Origin of the sequence: Providencia alcalifaciens, assembly GCF_915403165.1 — a bacterium.
GTDB classification, from domain to species: Bacteria; Pseudomonadota; Gammaproteobacteria; order Enterobacterales; family Enterobacteriaceae; genus Providencia; species Providencia alcalifaciens_C.
The window spans coordinates 2,782,902-2,797,635 of record NZ_OU659204.1; the positions used below are offsets into that span (position 1 = coordinate 2,782,902).

Consider the following 14,734-nt stretch of genomic DNA (forward strand, 5'->3'; position numbering starts at 1 on the left):
CTTCCCCATTATTTCCTAATATGCCATGATTTCAAATAATCATGATTCTGGGTTATATCAAACCGTTTTTTCAAAATAGTTCATGTTGTGGCAAGGCGGCAAACAAACTAATTCCTGGGAGCATACATAAGTATGTGACTAGGATTAGTTTGTGAGGCCAACACAGCCACAGCATGAAATATGAAGAAAAAAAGCCGATATGCATTCACATACCGGCTGGTAAAAATACCATTACTCAATAAAAGGGGGAGTAAACCTGCAACAGACAGGTCAATAGAGCTACTTACTGCCCCCTATTATCTACGGAATATAGGATATTAAAATTGATGCAATTTATTCTGGAGTTCCTCTTTTATGTCTAATTCTCGATTACAAACACAATTTGTACGCTTGTGGCAGCACTTTCAGGGAAAAAACAGTGAAACCACATTGCAAGATATTGCCGATATTTTATTTTGCTCTCGCCGCCATGTTCGCACTCTGCTCAATAATATGCAGTCCCATGGTTGGCTCAGTTGGCAAGCAGAATCAGGACGAGGAAAACGCTCCGCATTAATTTTTCATATTAATGGATTAGAACTACAACAAGCGCAAGCTGAGCAGCTTTTAAAAGAAGAAAGTATTGAAAAACTCGTGGCCCTTGTTGGCGATAAAGAGACTATCCGCCAAATGGTCTTATCGGAGCTCGAGCGAAGTTATCGACAAGGTAAAAACTTACTGCGCATCATTTATTACCGTGATTTTCCCAATTTACTTCCTGGCACCCCAATGCGCCGCTCTGAAATCCACTTAATGAGTCAAATATTTAATGGACTAACTCACTTAAATGAGGAAAAAGGGGAAGTGGAAGATGGTATTGCTCACCACTGGCAAGCCATTAACGAGCAACATTGGCGCTTTTATTTACGTCCGGCTATCTATTTTCATCATGGACGTGAAATGCAAGTGGAGGATATTATCCACTCTTTATTACGATTAAAGCAGTGCTGGCCGCTATTTTCACATATTCACTCGGTCACCTCTTCGCAGCCTTATGTGATTGATGTCCATCTAAGCCATCCTGATACGCAATTTCCTTGGTTACTCGGTAGTCCACATGCCGCCATTCTCCCCAAAGAGTGGGAAACCATCAGCGGCTTTAGTCAGCGCCCTATTGGTACGGGCCCTTATGAAGTAGAAACCAACATTCCGCAGAAACTCACCATCAGCGCTTTTGATCGCTATTTTGGCTATCGCGCCCTACTCGATGAAGTGACCATTTGGGTAGTGCCTGAATTGTCTGAGCAGATGGTGTGTACCACATTAAAAATGGATGGTGATAAACGCCACAATGACTCCCTCGAAAGCCGCATGGAAGAAGGTTGCTACTTTCTGTTATTCGACCAACGCTCCGACATTTCTCAACGGGAAGATGTGCGTAAATGGCTGTGCAGCTTTTTAACCCCCGTCAACCTACTGGCGCACTGTGAATCCTTCTATCAACGCCACTGGGCACCTGCTTATGGATTACTGCTTCATTGGCATCACAGTAAAATGCTCTCCCAGCGCACCAAACCTGAAGACTTGACTGAGTTAACTGTCACTTTTTATCGCCATCATCATGAATTCTATGCCATCAGCCACATCATGAAGCGAGTCTTAGAAACCCAGGGAGTGGAGCTTAAAATTAACATCGTTGATTATGATGATTGGTTTAACGGGGATGCGAAGAGCGATATTTGGCTCTCCACCGCCAACTTTTATAAGCCTCTTGAATTCTCTATCTTCGCCACGTTGTACGAAATGCCGCTATTGCGTCAATGTTTGGGGAAAACTCTTGATGAAGAGTTACAACTGTGGCGTCAGCAAAAATTGGATGTGGAATCTTGGTGCGAGAGCTTGATTGATTCCCAAGTCTTCCACCCAATTTTTCATCACTGGTTAGAATTACAAGGACAAAGAACGATGCGAGGTGTTCGTATGAATACCTTTGGCTGGTTTGACTTTAAATCAGCTTGGTTTAAGCCAACTGAGGATAATACACAGAATTGATGATAGTTATAAACAGTTAGAGTGAGTAAAATGGATTTTATTCACTTTTTCTGTGGATATCCATGTGAACAACCAGATAGTAATCGGGGTATATCCCAACTGTTCATTTCTAACAAAAAATCACACTAAAAAATAAAGCATTATAAATCATAACAATAAATGAATTTCATCTGAGATATCCACTGCGAGTTTTCCCATCTTTTTTTGTTAGGAGTTCAACTGAGCAAAGATCAATCAATGCATGATTTATCCACAAGGAATGTACTTAACTTACCCGCTTTTTGTGACGAGCTTCAATAAATGACATTAGTCAAGGCTGTAAATGCACACAGTAATCGCAGTTTTTCACAGTTATCCAGAAATCCTGTGGATAACCTAGTGCATGATCCTGTGATTATCTTGGGATGAAGTTGAATAACCCTAAATATTCATAATCCCGCCAGTGATTATTATCTAATATCTACATATATATCATGAAGTTAAATACAGGGACTAAAAAGTGTTATACTCATCCTACCTTGTGACCATTTTCTTGGTTATTTTTTAAACATAACGAAATTTTGTCGCCTATGTCTTTTATACCGCCTTCACCACCAGAAAATGAAACCGTCTTATTAGCTAGAGCACAAGCCCTTGCTGGCTATACGCTTGGTGAGCTAGCAACTATCGCAGGTATCCCAATCCCGCCCGATCTTAAACGAGATAAAGGCTGGGTCGGGACACTGTTAGAGTATTTTTTGGGTGCAACCGCAGGCAGTAAAGCCGAACAAGATTTTGCAGATATTGGCGTGGAGCTTAAAACAATCCCAATCGATCGCCATGGCGTACCATTAGAAACGACGTTTGTCTCTGTCGCACCACTCACGGGCAATAGTGGTCTGACATGGGAAAATAGTCATGTGCGCCGCAAATTATCTCGTATTCTGTGGTTCCCGATAGAAGGTGAACGCCAAATTCCACTTGCCCAGCGCCGTATTGCAAACCCTCTGATTTGGAGCCCTTCTGCGCTTGAAGAACAGCTTTTACGCCAAGATTGGGAAGAGTTAATGGACTTAATTGTGCTGGGAAAAGTTGAAATCATCACGGCTCGTCACGGACAAGTTCTACAAATTCGTCCCAAAGCGGCGAATAATAGAGCGTTAACCGAAGGTATTGGTGAATTTGGGCAGCCAATAATGACATTACCGAGAGGTTTCTATTTAAAAAAAGATTTTACAGGTCCATTATTAGCGCGGCACTTTAACCTCAGTTAATTGGTCAAGGCATCGCCTGTGCCAAACAGACGATTTTTTATTCCATTTTTAAGGCAATAAGATGTTTGAGTGGTTCTTAGATCCCCATGCTTGGATGGCATTGGCAACATTAACAATTTTGGAAGTCGTACTGGGTATCGACAATATTATTTTCTTAAGTATTGTCGTCAGTAAATTACCCGCCCATCAACAAAATAGCGCCAGACGTATTGGGTTAATTGCAGCAATGGGTATGCGCTTGGCACTGCTAGCGTCCATTGCTTGGCTCGCACGCCTCACCACACCGCTCTTCACATTAGCTGAACATACCGTTTCCGCCCGCGACTTAATTTTGTGTGCCGGTGGCTTATTCCTCATTTGGAAATCCAGTCAGGAGATTTTCGATACCATTGAAGGGGAAGACGATGATGGGATAGCCCAGAAAAAAGTCACTTCATTCTGGGGGGCCATTATGCAAATCGCAATTTTAGATATTATCTTTAGCTTAGATTCCGTGATCACTGCTGTAGGGCTATCTGACCATCTGTTTATTATGATGGCTGCGGTGATTATGGCGGTTATGATCATGATGTTCGCCGCGAAACCGATTGGTGATTTTGTGGAACGTTACCCTTCGGTCAAAATCCTCGCACTCTCTTTCTTGATCCTTGTAGGCTTCACTCTATTACTTGAAAGTGTTCAGGTACATGTTTCAAAAGGCTATATTTATTTTGCTATGTTCTTCTCCATGTCAGTACAAATGCTCAATATTCTGCGCAGCAAAAAGTGGAAAATGAAAAATAAACAGTCATAGCCAACTTAACGTAAGGCGTTCTTTGCTGCGGCAATAGCGCCTTCCACCGCTTTTTTAGCTTGAGGGCTGTTTTTCCAACAACTTGACCCCGTTAGTGCAGCGCCCGAAATTAAAATTTCATCATAAGAGGCTTCACTTAACTGCGCTAAAGACGAAAACCCCATTTGCTCTAATCGGCTAATGACCGTTGGTCCAACTCCCTTCACTGCTAATAGAATTTGCTTTTCTGAGTCTGAAAATCGCATAAATTATCCTTTTGGCTGTAAAACAGCCGTAATTGAGCGTATATTTTGCAATTAGCCTATTTCTTAATTTAAAATTCTGAGCTGTCTCTAACAGATTGAGCTACCTGCCCTACAAATCTGTTTTAGCAAATAGGAAATAACAACGGTAAAGTCATTGACGACTCGCGATAGAAACTAACATGTCGCACTAAAAATTCTATCTTGTAGGTATTTATTATGTATAGCAACAAAATATCCAATACTCGCCATATGTCGATGACATTATCTGATGGGCGACTTTTGTGTTGGTATGAATCTGGTCCTGAACAGGGGTTCCCTGTAATTTTTTGTACTGGCGCAGGGATGAGCGGTACACTTGGCTTTGGCATTGACCGTCTTGATGAGCTAAATATTCGCTTAATCACCCCAGAACGTGCTGGACTGGGTCAATCCACCTTTGATGAGCATAAATCCCTACAACGCTTTGCTCAAGATATTCAAGAACTTCTGAATACTCAAAAACTGCCGTTATTTTCCGTTGTCGGTTTCTCTCAAGGTGCCGTTTTCGCCATGGCACTCGCCTGCTACGCCTCCCCAGTTTCATTATCGCTTGTGTCAGGACAAGACCAATTTGAGTTTCCTGCAACCCGAGCGCAATTAAAACAAGATGTGGTTAATATGCAGGAACAAGCCATTCATACCCCCGATGCTTTATCGGAATGGTTGATGCGCAATGTGACCTCACAATGGTTACTGGCGTTTATTCTTAACTGCAGCGCAGAGATAGACCAGCAAATTTATAGCGAAGAGAACTTCTTAGCTGCATACAGTGACTGTATGGAACGTGCATTTATGCAAGGTAACCAAGGCTATGTTCAAGATCTCTTAATCGCCCTGCAGCATTGGCAGTTCAATCCTGAAGAGATCCATTGCCCTGTCGCGCTGTGGTATGGCGAGCAAGATGTGAGTTCTGTGCATTCCCCTGATTTTGGTAAAACACTGGCTCAGCGTTTTCCTGACAGCGAACACTTTTTGTTCTCTCATGAAGGTGGCTCAGTTCTGTGGACACAAGCCTATTCCATTCTTGCCCAATTGAAAGAACGCAGCCTTTAGGTATAAAAAAAGGTGCCCAATGAAACATTAGGCACCTTAACTTTAAATCGCAGATTAAAACTTATTTCTTAGACGCTTGGATATATAACAGTTCCAATGCAATCGTCGCTGCGGCTAATGCCGTAATTTCTGATTGGTCATAGGCTGGCGCAACTTCCACGACATCCATCCCAACAATATTCAGTGACTTAATGCCACGCAGCAGTTTTAACGCTTTATCAGATGTTAACCCACCAATCACTGGTGTACCGGTTCCTGGCGCAAAGGCAGGATCCAGACAGTCAATATCAAATGTCAGATAAACTGGCATATCACCCACGATCTGTTTGATCTGAGCAACCATGTCATCCACACCACGATCATTCGCTTGAGCGGCATCCAATACAGTGAAACCGTTGTCAGAATCATGTTCAGTACGAATACCAATCTGCACAGAATGATTTGGGTCGATCAAACCTTCTTTTGGCGCATGATAGAACATGGTGCCGTGGTCATATAAACTACCATTACCGTATGTGTCAGTGTGCGCATCAAAATGTACTAACGCCATTTTACCGAAGTGCTTCGCGTGGGCTCGCAGTAATGGCAATGTCACAAAGTGGTCACCACCAAACGTTAGACAACGTTTACCGGATTCCAGCAATTTTTCAGTATGAGCTTGCAATTTGTCGCACATATCTTGCGCGTCACCGAATGCAAACACCACATCGCCGCAGTCAACCACGTTGAGTTTGTTTTTTAATTTAAAATCCCACGGCCAACGGTGGCTTTCCCACGCAAGGTTAGTGGAAACCTGACGAATAGCAGCAGGCCCATGACGGCTACCTGCGCGTCCTGAGGTTGCCATATCAAATGGAACACCCGTGATCACCCAATCAGCATCAGAACTGTATGGTTGGAAATTTAACGGAAAACGTAAAAAACCAAATGCGTTTGAAACCAGTGAATTATCAACCTGATTTCCTAATGTGCTATTAATCATCACTGTTCCTTAATCATTCATCTTCTAAGTAAGTGTAACCGTACAACCCACTTTCAAACTCGTTCACAAAATCTTTTTGCAGCTCGTCACTCAGCCCAGTGCCTTTTACTTGCTCAATAAAGCTTTCTAACAGCACTTCAGGAACCAGCTTCACATATTGCAGCATATCGGCGACGGAATCGCCCTCTTCACTTTGCAGGTAACGAATACTGCCTTGGCTATCAACCCACACATCGATGGCGGCAGTATCACCGAATAAGTTGTGCATGTTGCCTAAAATTTCTTGGTATGCACCTATCATAAAGAAGCCAATCATCGGTGGATTTTCTGGATCATACGCTGGCATTGGCATGGTAGTTTCCACCCCATCACCGTCAACATAATGATCAATAATACCATCTGAGTCGCAAGTGATATCCAATAATACCGCACGTCTGTCTAACGGCTTATCTAAGCCTTCAATTGGCAAGACTGGGAACACTTGGTCAATTCCCCAAGCATCAGGGAGCGATTGGAACAGCGAGAAATTCACATAGAATTTATCCGCCATACGCTCTTGCAGCTCATCAATAATTGGACGATGGGCGCGGCTGCTAGGGTCTAAATCTTGCTGAATACGGCGACAGATATTTAAGTATAGCTCTTCTGCCCATGCACGTTGTGTTAAGTCCAACACGCCATGCGCATACTGAGTATGTGCTTCTTGCAAGTCAAACTGGCTATCGTGCAACCATTCGCGCAAAGAACGGCTATTGCCTTGATGCTGCATGGATTCCCACGTTTCCCATAACGAAACCAGTGAACGTGGCGCATCTTCGCTCGGCGGTGTGGTTTTGGTGAATTCGTTACGCTCAACCCCAATCACGTTAGAGACTAACACGGTATGGTGAGCGGTCAATGCACGCCCAGACTCAGTGATCACCGTTGGGTGTGGCAAATTAAACTCTTCACACGCATCGCCAATCGCCCAAATCACGTTATTCGCGTATTCGTTCAAGCCATAGTTAACCGAACAATCTGACTGAGAACGGGTACCTTCATAATCAACGCCTAAGCCACCGCCCACGTCAAAGCACTGAATGTTGACACCTAATTGATGCAACTCGACGTAGAAACGGGCTGACTCACGAACCCCTGTCGCGATATCACGAATATTCGCCATTTGAGAACCTAAATGGAAGTGCAATAATTGCAGGCTATCCAAACGGTTCGCATTGCGTAAAATTTCGACTAACTGTAGAACTTGTGTTGCAGCTAATCCAAATTTAGATTTTTCACCGCCACTCGCCTGCCATTTACCTGAACCTTGGGATGCTAAACGGGCACGAACACCTAAACGAGGCGTCACTTCCAGTTTTTGAGCTTCTTCAAGCACCATCTCGATTTCAGACATTTTTTCGATAACCAGGTACACTTTGTGACCCAGTTTTTCGCCAATTAATGCCAGACGAATATATTCGCGATCTTTATAACCGTTACACACAATCACAGTGCGCGTGCGCCCTGCGTTGGCTAATACTGCCATTAACTCTGCTTTTGAACCCGCTTCTAACCCTAAAGGTTCACCAGAATTCACTAGCGACTCAATCACTCGGCGTTGTTGGTTAACTTTAATTGGGTAGACTAAAAAATAATCACCTTTATAACCGTATGATTCACGCGCACGTTTAAATGCCGCGTTAATTGACCGCAAGCGATGTTGCAAAATTTGAGGAAAGCAGAACAATGCAGGCAAGCGTAAATGCTCTTGCTCTTCTTTAACTTGATAGACCAATTCGGCAAGATCGACGATGGTATCTGGATTTTCAGGATTCGGGCAAACACAGACATTTCCGCGCTCATTCACCTGATAGTAACCACCTCCCCAATACGCGATATTGTAAGTTTGGCGTACTTTGCGGGCGATATTATCATTCATAATAAACTCCTAATATGGAGGGGTGAGTGATGCGTTCTCCTTCCAGACAAGCAACGACCAAGAGCATGATGCAACTGGGCAGTAATGTCAGGGAAACAGCGATACTCAGATTGTAATTAAAAGTGCTTAGAACTTCTAAACGGTGACAATATACATCCATAGACTTAGCAGGCTACTACATTATAGATTACTGACTAAGTATTAAGGATCTATGATAGGTATGACGGTAACTTCGCGATGAAGTCAACATAGACAGGAAAGTAAAAGCCAATGTCACGCGGCGATCCGCATATGACGGTTGGGTACTGTTATTCAGCAGATTATGGATCATTGCCCATTAACCCCCAATATAACTGTTTTCCCCTTAAAATTTTAATCGTGTATTAAAATTCAATCGGTTAAAACATTCCTGATAGATAGCAGATGCGTGTTTGACCTGCTGGTATATAACGGGAAACAACGACCATCCGTTACGGTCGCAGTTTATACCTCGAATAGCCCAAAAATGCAAAAGCAAATTATCCAAAATGCTATTTTTATAATAAAACGAACTGAATTAGTGAATTATACCCTTGTCATTTTATAGCTTAAAAATTGGTAGAAATTCTCTAATGAAAAGTCTAGAATAGCCGTCTAGATGTTAAAACATCCAACTATAATGTTCTTTGAATTCTTAAGGTATTAATCTCATGTCTACACACCTCTTTACTTCTGAGTCCGTATCAGAAGGGCATCCTGATAAAATTGCAGACCAAATTTCTGATGCGGTCCTTGATGCTATTCTTGAACAAGACCCAAAAGCGCGCGTAGCTTGCGAAACCTATGTCAAAACCGGCATGGTCATGGTTGGTGGTGAAATCACGACCAGTGCATGGGTCGATATTGAAGAAATTACGCGTAAAACCGTTCGTGAAATCGGTTATACCAGTTCAGACATGGGCTTTGATGCCAACTCCTGCGCAGTATTAAGCGCAATTGGTAAACAATCACCAGACATCAACCAAGGTGTTGACCGTGCAGATCCTTTAGAACAAGGCGCTGGCGACCAAGGTCTTATGTTTGGTTATGCAACTAACGAAACTGATGTATTAATGCCTGCACCGGTGACTTATGCACACCGCTTAGTGCAGCGCCAAGCTGAAGTTCGTAAAAATGGCACACTGCCATGGTTACGTCCAGATGCGAAAAGCCAAGTGACCTTCCAATACGATGACAACAAAATTGTCGGTATTGATGCGGTGGTTCTGTCCACACAGCACTCAGAAGATATTGACCAAAAAGCTTTACACGAAGCGGTTATGGAAGAGATCATCAAGCCCGTTCTGCCGGCTGAGTGGTTATCTCCAGCAACTAAATACTTCATCAACCCAACAGGCCGTTTCGTTATCGGTGGACCAATGGGTGACTGCGGTTTAACAGGTCGTAAAATTATCGTTGATACCTACGGCGGTATGGCACGTCACGGTGGTGGTGCATTCTCTGGTAAGGATCCATCAAAAGTTGACCGTTCTGCTGCTTATGCTGCGCGTTATGTTGCAAAAAACATCGTTGCTGCGGGTTTAGCTGACCGTTGTGAAATCCAAGTTTCTTACGCTATCGGTGTCGCAGAGCCTACCTCTATCATGGTAGAAACTTTCGGTACTGGTAAAGTTGACGAAGCATTGCTCGTGAAATTAGTTCGTGAATTCTTTGACTTACGTCCTTACGGCCTAATTCAAATGCTGGATTTATTACACCCAATGTACCAACAAACAGCTTCTTACGGTCACTTTGGTCGCCCACAATTCCCGTGGGAAAAAACCGACAAAGCGGCTCAACTACGTGAAGCTGCTGGCCTGTAATTTTCGCTAACGTCACTGACGCTAACCGCAAAAATCAGCTTAAAAAACCCATCTTAATGATGGGTTTTTTGTATCTAAAATTGCTCTCTAATGTAATGAGTCAAATAATCTTTCTATTCGCCTCATTTTTTGGGTAGAATAAATATGATATTCACCTCATCGGAGCACAACATGTGGATCTGGGAACAACCTAATTGGCCTACATTTACCTTTGACCAAACGCAGTTACAAACACGACTGCGCGATGTTGTTTTTCTTCAAGGTAAACTTAATGGCCGATGCGATACCTTTGATACGCGCCAATATGTATTAGATAACATCCTTTCTAATATTATTTATTCCAGTGATATTGAAGGTGAGAAGCTCGATGCACGTTCCGTGCGCTCTTCCCTTGCTAACCATTTGGGTATTTCCGATGATGCCCCTTTCCCGATAGATCAAAAAACGCATGGCTTAGTTGAATCTGCCTTAGATGCGATTAACAACCTTGAAGAACCTTTAACAGCTGCGCGGCTTTGCCAATGGCATGCTTTAATGTTTCCTGCAAATGATAGCCTGTTTAATAAAATCACCGTTGGATGTTTTAGGCCTAGTGCAATACAAGTCCTCTCAGGGCGATTAGACAAGCCCACTATTCATTTTGAAGCGCCGCCATCAGAGCAAATTCCTCATGAAATTGAACAATTTCTGTCGTGGTTTAACCACAGCCAGCATGACTCGACATTAGACCCAATTCTTCGAGCTGGCATTGCCCATTTATGGTTTCTCACTATTCACCCGTTTGATGATGGAAATGGTCGAATAGGACGTTTAATCATGGACTTAGCCTTAGCCCAAGCCGAGAAAACCACGGTTAGGTTATATGCGATGTCCCAACGTATCAATGAACAAAAAAAGCAATATTATCAAATACTCGAACAATCCCAACGTGGAAATATTGACCTCACCCAATGGCTGATTTGGTTTATCGACACACTACATGGAGCCATCAATGAAACCTTGCAGCAGATCCAATTAACCATTGAAAAGACAAAATATTGGAATCGATTTGACCAACGTATTTTGCGCCCAGAGCAGTTAAAAGTGCTTAATAGGATGTTGGATGGTGACTTTGCTGATGGGATCAATAACCGTCAATATATGGCGGTGGGAAAAGTGAGTCGCTCAAGTGCCACACGCCATTTAGCAGAGCTTGTTGAGCATGGTTTTCTTGAGGAAGGCGCTAGCGGTGGGCGCAGTACACGATATCGCTTAAGCCAAGAACCGCTATTTACGGGTTCATGGTGTTAAATCGATGAGTCAATTAACTGACTTATTCGCCTCATTTTTTGGGTCGAATAACCAAATTAATTGACTCATTCATCTTGATGACTTTTTGATGCGTTGAAACTTACTTTTCAGTTCGTTGAAATAGTTGGAAAATAGCTATTCCGGCTATCATCGCCAACGTAAACAAAATACCTTGAGTCAGTCCCATACCAGTTAACAAAATAGCAGGTCCCGGGCAAATCCCCCCAAGCCCCCAACCTAAACCGAACAGCACGCTGCCTATCACTAATTTTTTATCAATAACTTTACTGGTTGGGATCTGCAATGGGCAATTTAATACACTGGTTTTACGCTTTTTCACTAACTGAAAAGCGATGCCGCTTATCACCATCGCCACTGCCATGGTGACCAATAAAGAAGGATCCCAATTTCCCGTAATATCCAAAAATGCCAAAATTTTTGCAGGATTACCCATACCGGCTAACAGCAAGCCCAACCCAAATAAAATACCGGAAACTAACGCGATAATGATTGGCATCACTTTATCCTCTTAACCCAAAGTGGTTAATCACAGCAACCGTGATAAAGGCCACCAGCATAAAAATAGCGACTGCGACCATGGAACGACGGGAAAATCTCGCCATACCACAAATGCCATGCCCACTGGTACAACCGCTACCTAATCGAGTCCCAAAGCCCACTAACAACCCCGCTGCAATCAATAATGGCGTGCTTGTTGCAATAGTGACTTCTGGCGTATACACAAAGGTAATAAGCAGTAATGGTGCAACCAAGATCCCGATGATAAACGCCAGTTTCCACGCTGTATCCCCTTTCGTTGGTTTCAGAGCCCCCGCTAAAATCCCGCTGATCCCTGCAATTCGCCCATTAAAAATCAATAATATTGCCACCGCTAAACCAATCAAAACACCGCCAATTGCCGCAGAGCCCGGCGTAAAATGTGCCCAATCAATCGTCATTTTAATTCCCCTTCACAGGACAATAGAGTTGATACAAGGTATTGAGTAAGGTAAATAATTTCTCATCCGCAATGGAGTAATAGATTCGCTTACCTTCACGACGCGTCGCGACTAATCCTTCATTTCTTAACACGGTTAACTGCTGGGATAACGTCGGCTGTACAATCCCTAACGAGGCTTCTAAATCACTCACACAAGCCTCGCCTTGAGTTAACTGGCACAGCAGTAACAATCTGTCTGGATTCCCCAGTGTTTTTAATAATGACGCAGTTTGCGTTGCTGCTTGGGTCATTGCTAAAAGCAGCTGTTCTGAGTTGGGTTGTTCACTCTTTGGCATCATTCAATCTCTAGTTACTTATCTATATTATTATACTTCATAATAATATATGTTTTGATATATTGATTGTCAATTATCACTTGTTAGAACTGTATGACTTCACGTATTCTTGACGCCATGAAAACAATCCGAGTACCCATTCTGCTCCAGCAGCGAGTGATGAAAACCCTGCGTGAAAAGCTTGCGTTAGCTGAAGAAAAACTGGAACAGAAATTTCCAGAGCCAACCATCAACTATAAACAACGTGGTACCACCGCGGGCAGCGCCTATTTAAAAGATTGGGAAATTCGCGTTAATCCGACGTTGTTAATTGAAAATCCAGATAATTTTGTGGACGAAGTGATCCCCCATGAGCTCGCTCATTTGCTGGTTTACCGTGTATTTGGGCGTAAAGGGGTCTCCCCTCATGGCAATGAGTGGAAATGGATGATGCAGACGGTTTTAGGGGTAACGGCGAAACGGACTCACAACTTTGCAGTGACCAGCGTCAAAAGCCAAACTTTTCGTTATCTTTGTGGTTGCGACACAATTCATGAACTGACCATCAGAAGGCATAACAAAGTCGAGCGTGGGGAAAACCAATATTTATGTCGAAAATGCGGGGAAATTCTCAAGCGAGAAATTGAATCAGCGGCAGAGTGTTAATTCCCTGCCGCATCAAGAGGTAGGACTGAACTTAAGCGAACTCCGTCATCACTAATTTCGCGATTTCAAAGTAAATAATCAAGCCGGTACCATCAATAAATGTTGCGATAAATGGCGCAGAAACCACCGCTGGGTCAACCTTCAGCTTCTTCAGAACCATTGGGATAATAGAAGAAACAATCGCACTCCACACGGTAATAGCCACAATCGTTAAGCTCACCACGATAGTCACTTCATGACCGACACCTAAGATCCAAGCACGAATTAACGCCGCGCCACCAATGGTGATAGCCACTAAGAACGAGGTTGAAACCTCTTTTTTCAATACCGCTCCGAGGTTACGTAAACTCACTTCCCCCAACGCCATCGCTCTCACGAGGGTCGATGTGATCTGAGTTCCGCTGTTTCCGCCGGTACCAATCAATAATGGAATAAAGAACGCCAGTGAAATGGCGGCTTCAAGTTGCTCTTCGAACGCTTTCAGCACGGTTCCAGTATAGGCTTCAGCCACAAACAGCATTAATAACCACACAACACGCTTACGCCATAAAGTGACTGGACTGGTGGTTAAATATGGCTCTTCGAGTGGCGTAGTAGCACCCTGCAATTGTGCATCGAGGGTATTTTCGTCTTCAATAAGTTCTGCAATATCTTGAGGACGTAATACACCCATTAACTTACCAAACTGAACAACCGGGATCATATCCAAACCACTGTGATTAATTAAATCATAAACATCATGGCGTGATTGTTCAGGGGAAACAGAGAAATAATTGTGGCGCATAATATCCGACACTAATAAATCTTCTGCTGAGGCAAGTAATGATTTAACGGACAGAATTCCATTTAAATAGTTTTCACTATCTACGACAAATAAATACGTTGGAATTTGTTCGCCTTCGAGATGTTCAATAAGATTTTTCTTCACACACGCCACAGAGTCGGCAACCGATACAGGCAAATATGATTGGCTCATATATGCGTGAACAGTTGAATCATCAATTTTAGTTGGTTGTGTTTGATTAGACTTTTGACGAGCGTCTTTCATCGCGGATTGTGCAATAGCTACTGCACCCGCTTTGTTCTGGGTAGAAAATGACATTTTTTTAGTCCCTATTACTGTTGTTTACTCAAACAGTACTCACATAGGGGCGAAACCAGATGAGAGAATGCGTTTGCTATCTCTTCGTCTCGGTTTTAGCACTATACAACGTATCCTGAATAAATCAGGAAGTTACATGGGGATATACCTTCGGTCGATATATCCTGTCCTAATCTTGGGCGTCTCTCGACGTCGTCAGATCAGTAACCTATGTTTGTATAGGAGCCTCGCCTAACGAGTTACTGC

At 43.1% G+C, this 14,734-nt stretch carries 14 protein-coding genes and 1 riboswitch; of the genes, 7 read left to right on the forward strand and 7 right to left on the reverse strand.

Features of this window, described 5'->3' with window-relative positions; genetic code table 11:
* Window positions 1-354 precede the first annotated feature (354 nt).
* From sgrR to LDO73_RS12770, 3 genes are all read left to right on the forward strand, one after another.
* Window positions 355-2,031, forward strand: coding sequence for an HTH-type transcriptional regulator SgrR (sgrR, locus tag LDO73_RS12760; protein ID WP_224058266.1), 1,677 nt, complete (start codon window positions 355-357; stop codon window positions 2,029-2,031).
* Window positions 2,032-2,600: 569 nt separating this feature from the next.
* A complete protein-coding gene (gene mutH, locus LDO73_RS12765) occupies window positions 2,601-3,284 on the forward strand; it encodes a DNA mismatch repair endonuclease MutH (RefSeq protein WP_224058267.1) in 684 nt (227 codons plus the stop codon).
* 61 nt (window positions 3,285-3,345) lie between these two features.
* Window positions 3,346-4,077 (forward strand): TerC family protein, encoded by a 732-nt coding sequence (locus tag LDO73_RS12770; RefSeq protein ID WP_224058270.1) that lies wholly within the window; start codon window positions 3,346-3,348, stop codon window positions 4,075-4,077.
* Between the two features lie 5 nt (window positions 4,078-4,082).
* Here LDO73_RS12770 and LDO73_RS12775 read toward each other — a convergent pair whose 3' ends face one another.
* The gene (locus LDO73_RS12775; protein ID WP_224058272.1) at window positions 4,083-4,322 is read right to left on the reverse strand and encodes a helix-hairpin-helix domain-containing protein; all 240 of its coding nucleotides are present in this window, start codon (window positions 4,320-4,322) and stop codon (window positions 4,083-4,085) included.
* Window positions 4,323-4,538: 216 nt separating this feature from the next.
* On the opposite strand from LDO73_RS12775, the gene LDO73_RS12780 reads away from it, so the two are divergent.
* On the forward strand, window positions 4,539-5,414 hold the full coding sequence (locus tag LDO73_RS12780) for an alpha/beta fold hydrolase (protein ID WP_224058274.1): 876 nt from the start codon (window positions 4,539-4,541) through the stop codon (window positions 5,412-5,414).
* A gap of 61 nt (window positions 5,415-5,475) precedes the next feature.
* On the opposite strand, the gene speB is transcribed toward LDO73_RS12780, so the two are convergent.
* Entirely contained in the window at window positions 5,476-6,396 is a 921-nt protein-coding gene (gene speB / locus LDO73_RS12785; protein WP_154602511.1) for an agmatinase, read from the reverse strand.
* A gap of 13 nt (window positions 6,397-6,409) precedes the next feature.
* Window positions 6,410-8,314, reverse strand: coding sequence for a biosynthetic arginine decarboxylase (speA, locus tag LDO73_RS12790; RefSeq protein WP_224058276.1), 1,905 nt, complete (start codon window positions 8,312-8,314; stop codon window positions 6,410-6,412).
* A gap of 689 nt (window positions 8,315-9,003) precedes the next feature.
* Here speA and metK point away from each other — a divergent pair.
* Together metK and LDO73_RS12800 are read left to right on the forward strand one after the other, a co-directional pair.
* Window positions 9,004-10,155, forward strand: a complete 1,152-nt coding sequence (gene metK / locus LDO73_RS12795) for a methionine adenosyltransferase (RefSeq protein WP_006661136.1) — start codon at window positions 9,004-9,006, stop codon at window positions 10,153-10,155.
* 171 nt (window positions 10,156-10,326) lie between these two features.
* The gene (locus LDO73_RS12800) at window positions 10,327-11,445 is read left to right on the forward strand and encodes a Fic family protein (protein WP_224058278.1); all 1,119 of its coding nucleotides are present in this window, start codon (window positions 10,327-10,329) and stop codon (window positions 11,443-11,445) included.
* A gap of 100 nt (window positions 11,446-11,545) precedes the next feature.
* Here LDO73_RS12800 and LDO73_RS12805 read toward each other — a convergent pair whose 3' ends face one another.
* The 3 genes from LDO73_RS12805 to LDO73_RS12815 are packed head-to-tail and all read right to left on the reverse strand — an operon-like array spanning window position 11,546 to window position 12,741.
* Window positions 11,546-11,962, reverse strand: a complete 417-nt coding sequence (locus LDO73_RS12805) for a DUF6691 family protein (protein ID WP_224058280.1) — start codon at window positions 11,960-11,962, stop codon at window positions 11,546-11,548.
* Window positions 11,963-11,966: 4 nt separating this feature from the next.
* On the reverse strand, window positions 11,967-12,404 hold the full coding sequence (locus LDO73_RS12810) for a YeeE/YedE family protein (RefSeq protein WP_224058282.1): 438 nt from the start codon (window positions 12,402-12,404) through the stop codon (window positions 11,967-11,969).
* Window position 12,405: 1 nt separating this feature from the next.
* Window positions 12,406-12,741, reverse strand: a complete 336-nt coding sequence (locus tag LDO73_RS12815) for an ArsR/SmtB family transcription factor (RefSeq protein WP_154602506.1) — start codon at window positions 12,739-12,741, stop codon at window positions 12,406-12,408.
* Window positions 12,742-12,858: 117 nt separating this feature from the next.
* On the opposite strand from LDO73_RS12815, the gene LDO73_RS12820 reads away from it, so the two are divergent.
* Complete coding sequence (locus tag LDO73_RS12820) at window positions 12,859-13,386, forward strand: SprT family zinc-dependent metalloprotease (protein WP_224061187.1); 528 nt, start codon at window positions 12,859-12,861, stop codon at window positions 13,384-13,386.
* 31 nt (window positions 13,387-13,417) lie between these two features.
* Here LDO73_RS12820 and LDO73_RS12825 read toward each other — a convergent pair whose 3' ends face one another.
* Window positions 13,418-14,488: a magnesium transporter gene (locus LDO73_RS12825; protein WP_224058284.1), complete on the reverse strand. Its 1,071-nt coding sequence runs from the start codon at window positions 14,486-14,488 to the stop codon at window positions 13,418-13,420.
* 73 nt (window positions 14,489-14,561) lie between these two features.
* Window positions 14,562-14,734: riboswitch (M-box (ykoK) riboswitch) on the reverse strand.

Bases quoted from the DNA above. Each gene is read 5' to 3' on its own strand.
- sgrR (WP_224058266.1), top strand. From the start codon at position 355: ATGTCTAATTCTCGATTACAAACACAATTTGTACGCTTGTGGCAGCAC.
- mutH (WP_224058267.1), top strand. From the start codon at position 2,601: ATGTCTTTTATACCGCCTTCACCACCAGAAAATGAAACCGTCTTATTA.
- LDO73_RS12770 (WP_224058270.1), top strand. From the start codon at position 3,346: ATGTTTGAGTGGTTCTTAGATCCCCATGCTTGGATGGCATTGGCAACA.
- LDO73_RS12775 (WP_224058272.1), bottom strand. From the start codon at position 4,322: ATGCGATTTTCAGACTCAGAAAAGCAAATTCTATTAGCAGTGAAGGGA.
- LDO73_RS12780 (WP_224058274.1), top strand. From the start codon at position 4,539: ATGTATAGCAACAAAATATCCAATACTCGCCATATGTCGATGACATTA.
- speB (WP_154602511.1), bottom strand. From the start codon at position 6,396: ATGATTAATAGCACATTAGGAAATCAGGTTGATAATTCACTGGTTTCA.
- speA (WP_224058276.1), bottom strand. From the start codon at position 8,314: ATGAATGATAATATCGCCCGCAAAGTACGCCAAACTTACAATATCGCG.
- metK (WP_006661136.1), top strand. From the start codon at position 9,004: ATGTCTACACACCTCTTTACTTCTGAGTCCGTATCAGAAGGGCATCCT.
- LDO73_RS12800 (WP_224058278.1), top strand. From the start codon at position 10,327: ATGTGGATCTGGGAACAACCTAATTGGCCTACATTTACCTTTGACCAA.
- LDO73_RS12805 (WP_224058280.1), bottom strand. From the start codon at position 11,962: ATGCCAATCATTATCGCGTTAGTTTCCGGTATTTTATTTGGGTTGGGC.
- LDO73_RS12810 (WP_224058282.1), bottom strand. From the start codon at position 12,404: ATGACGATTGATTGGGCACATTTTACGCCGGGCTCTGCGGCAATTGGC.
- LDO73_RS12815 (WP_154602506.1), bottom strand. From the start codon at position 12,741: ATGCCAAAGAGTGAACAACCCAACTCAGAACAGCTGCTTTTAGCAATG.
- LDO73_RS12820 (WP_224061187.1), top strand. From the start codon at position 12,859: ATGAAAACAATCCGAGTACCCATTCTGCTCCAGCAGCGAGTGATGAAA.
- LDO73_RS12825 (WP_224058284.1), bottom strand. From the start codon at position 14,488: ATGTCATTTTCTACCCAGAACAAAGCGGGTGCAGTAGCTATTGCACAA.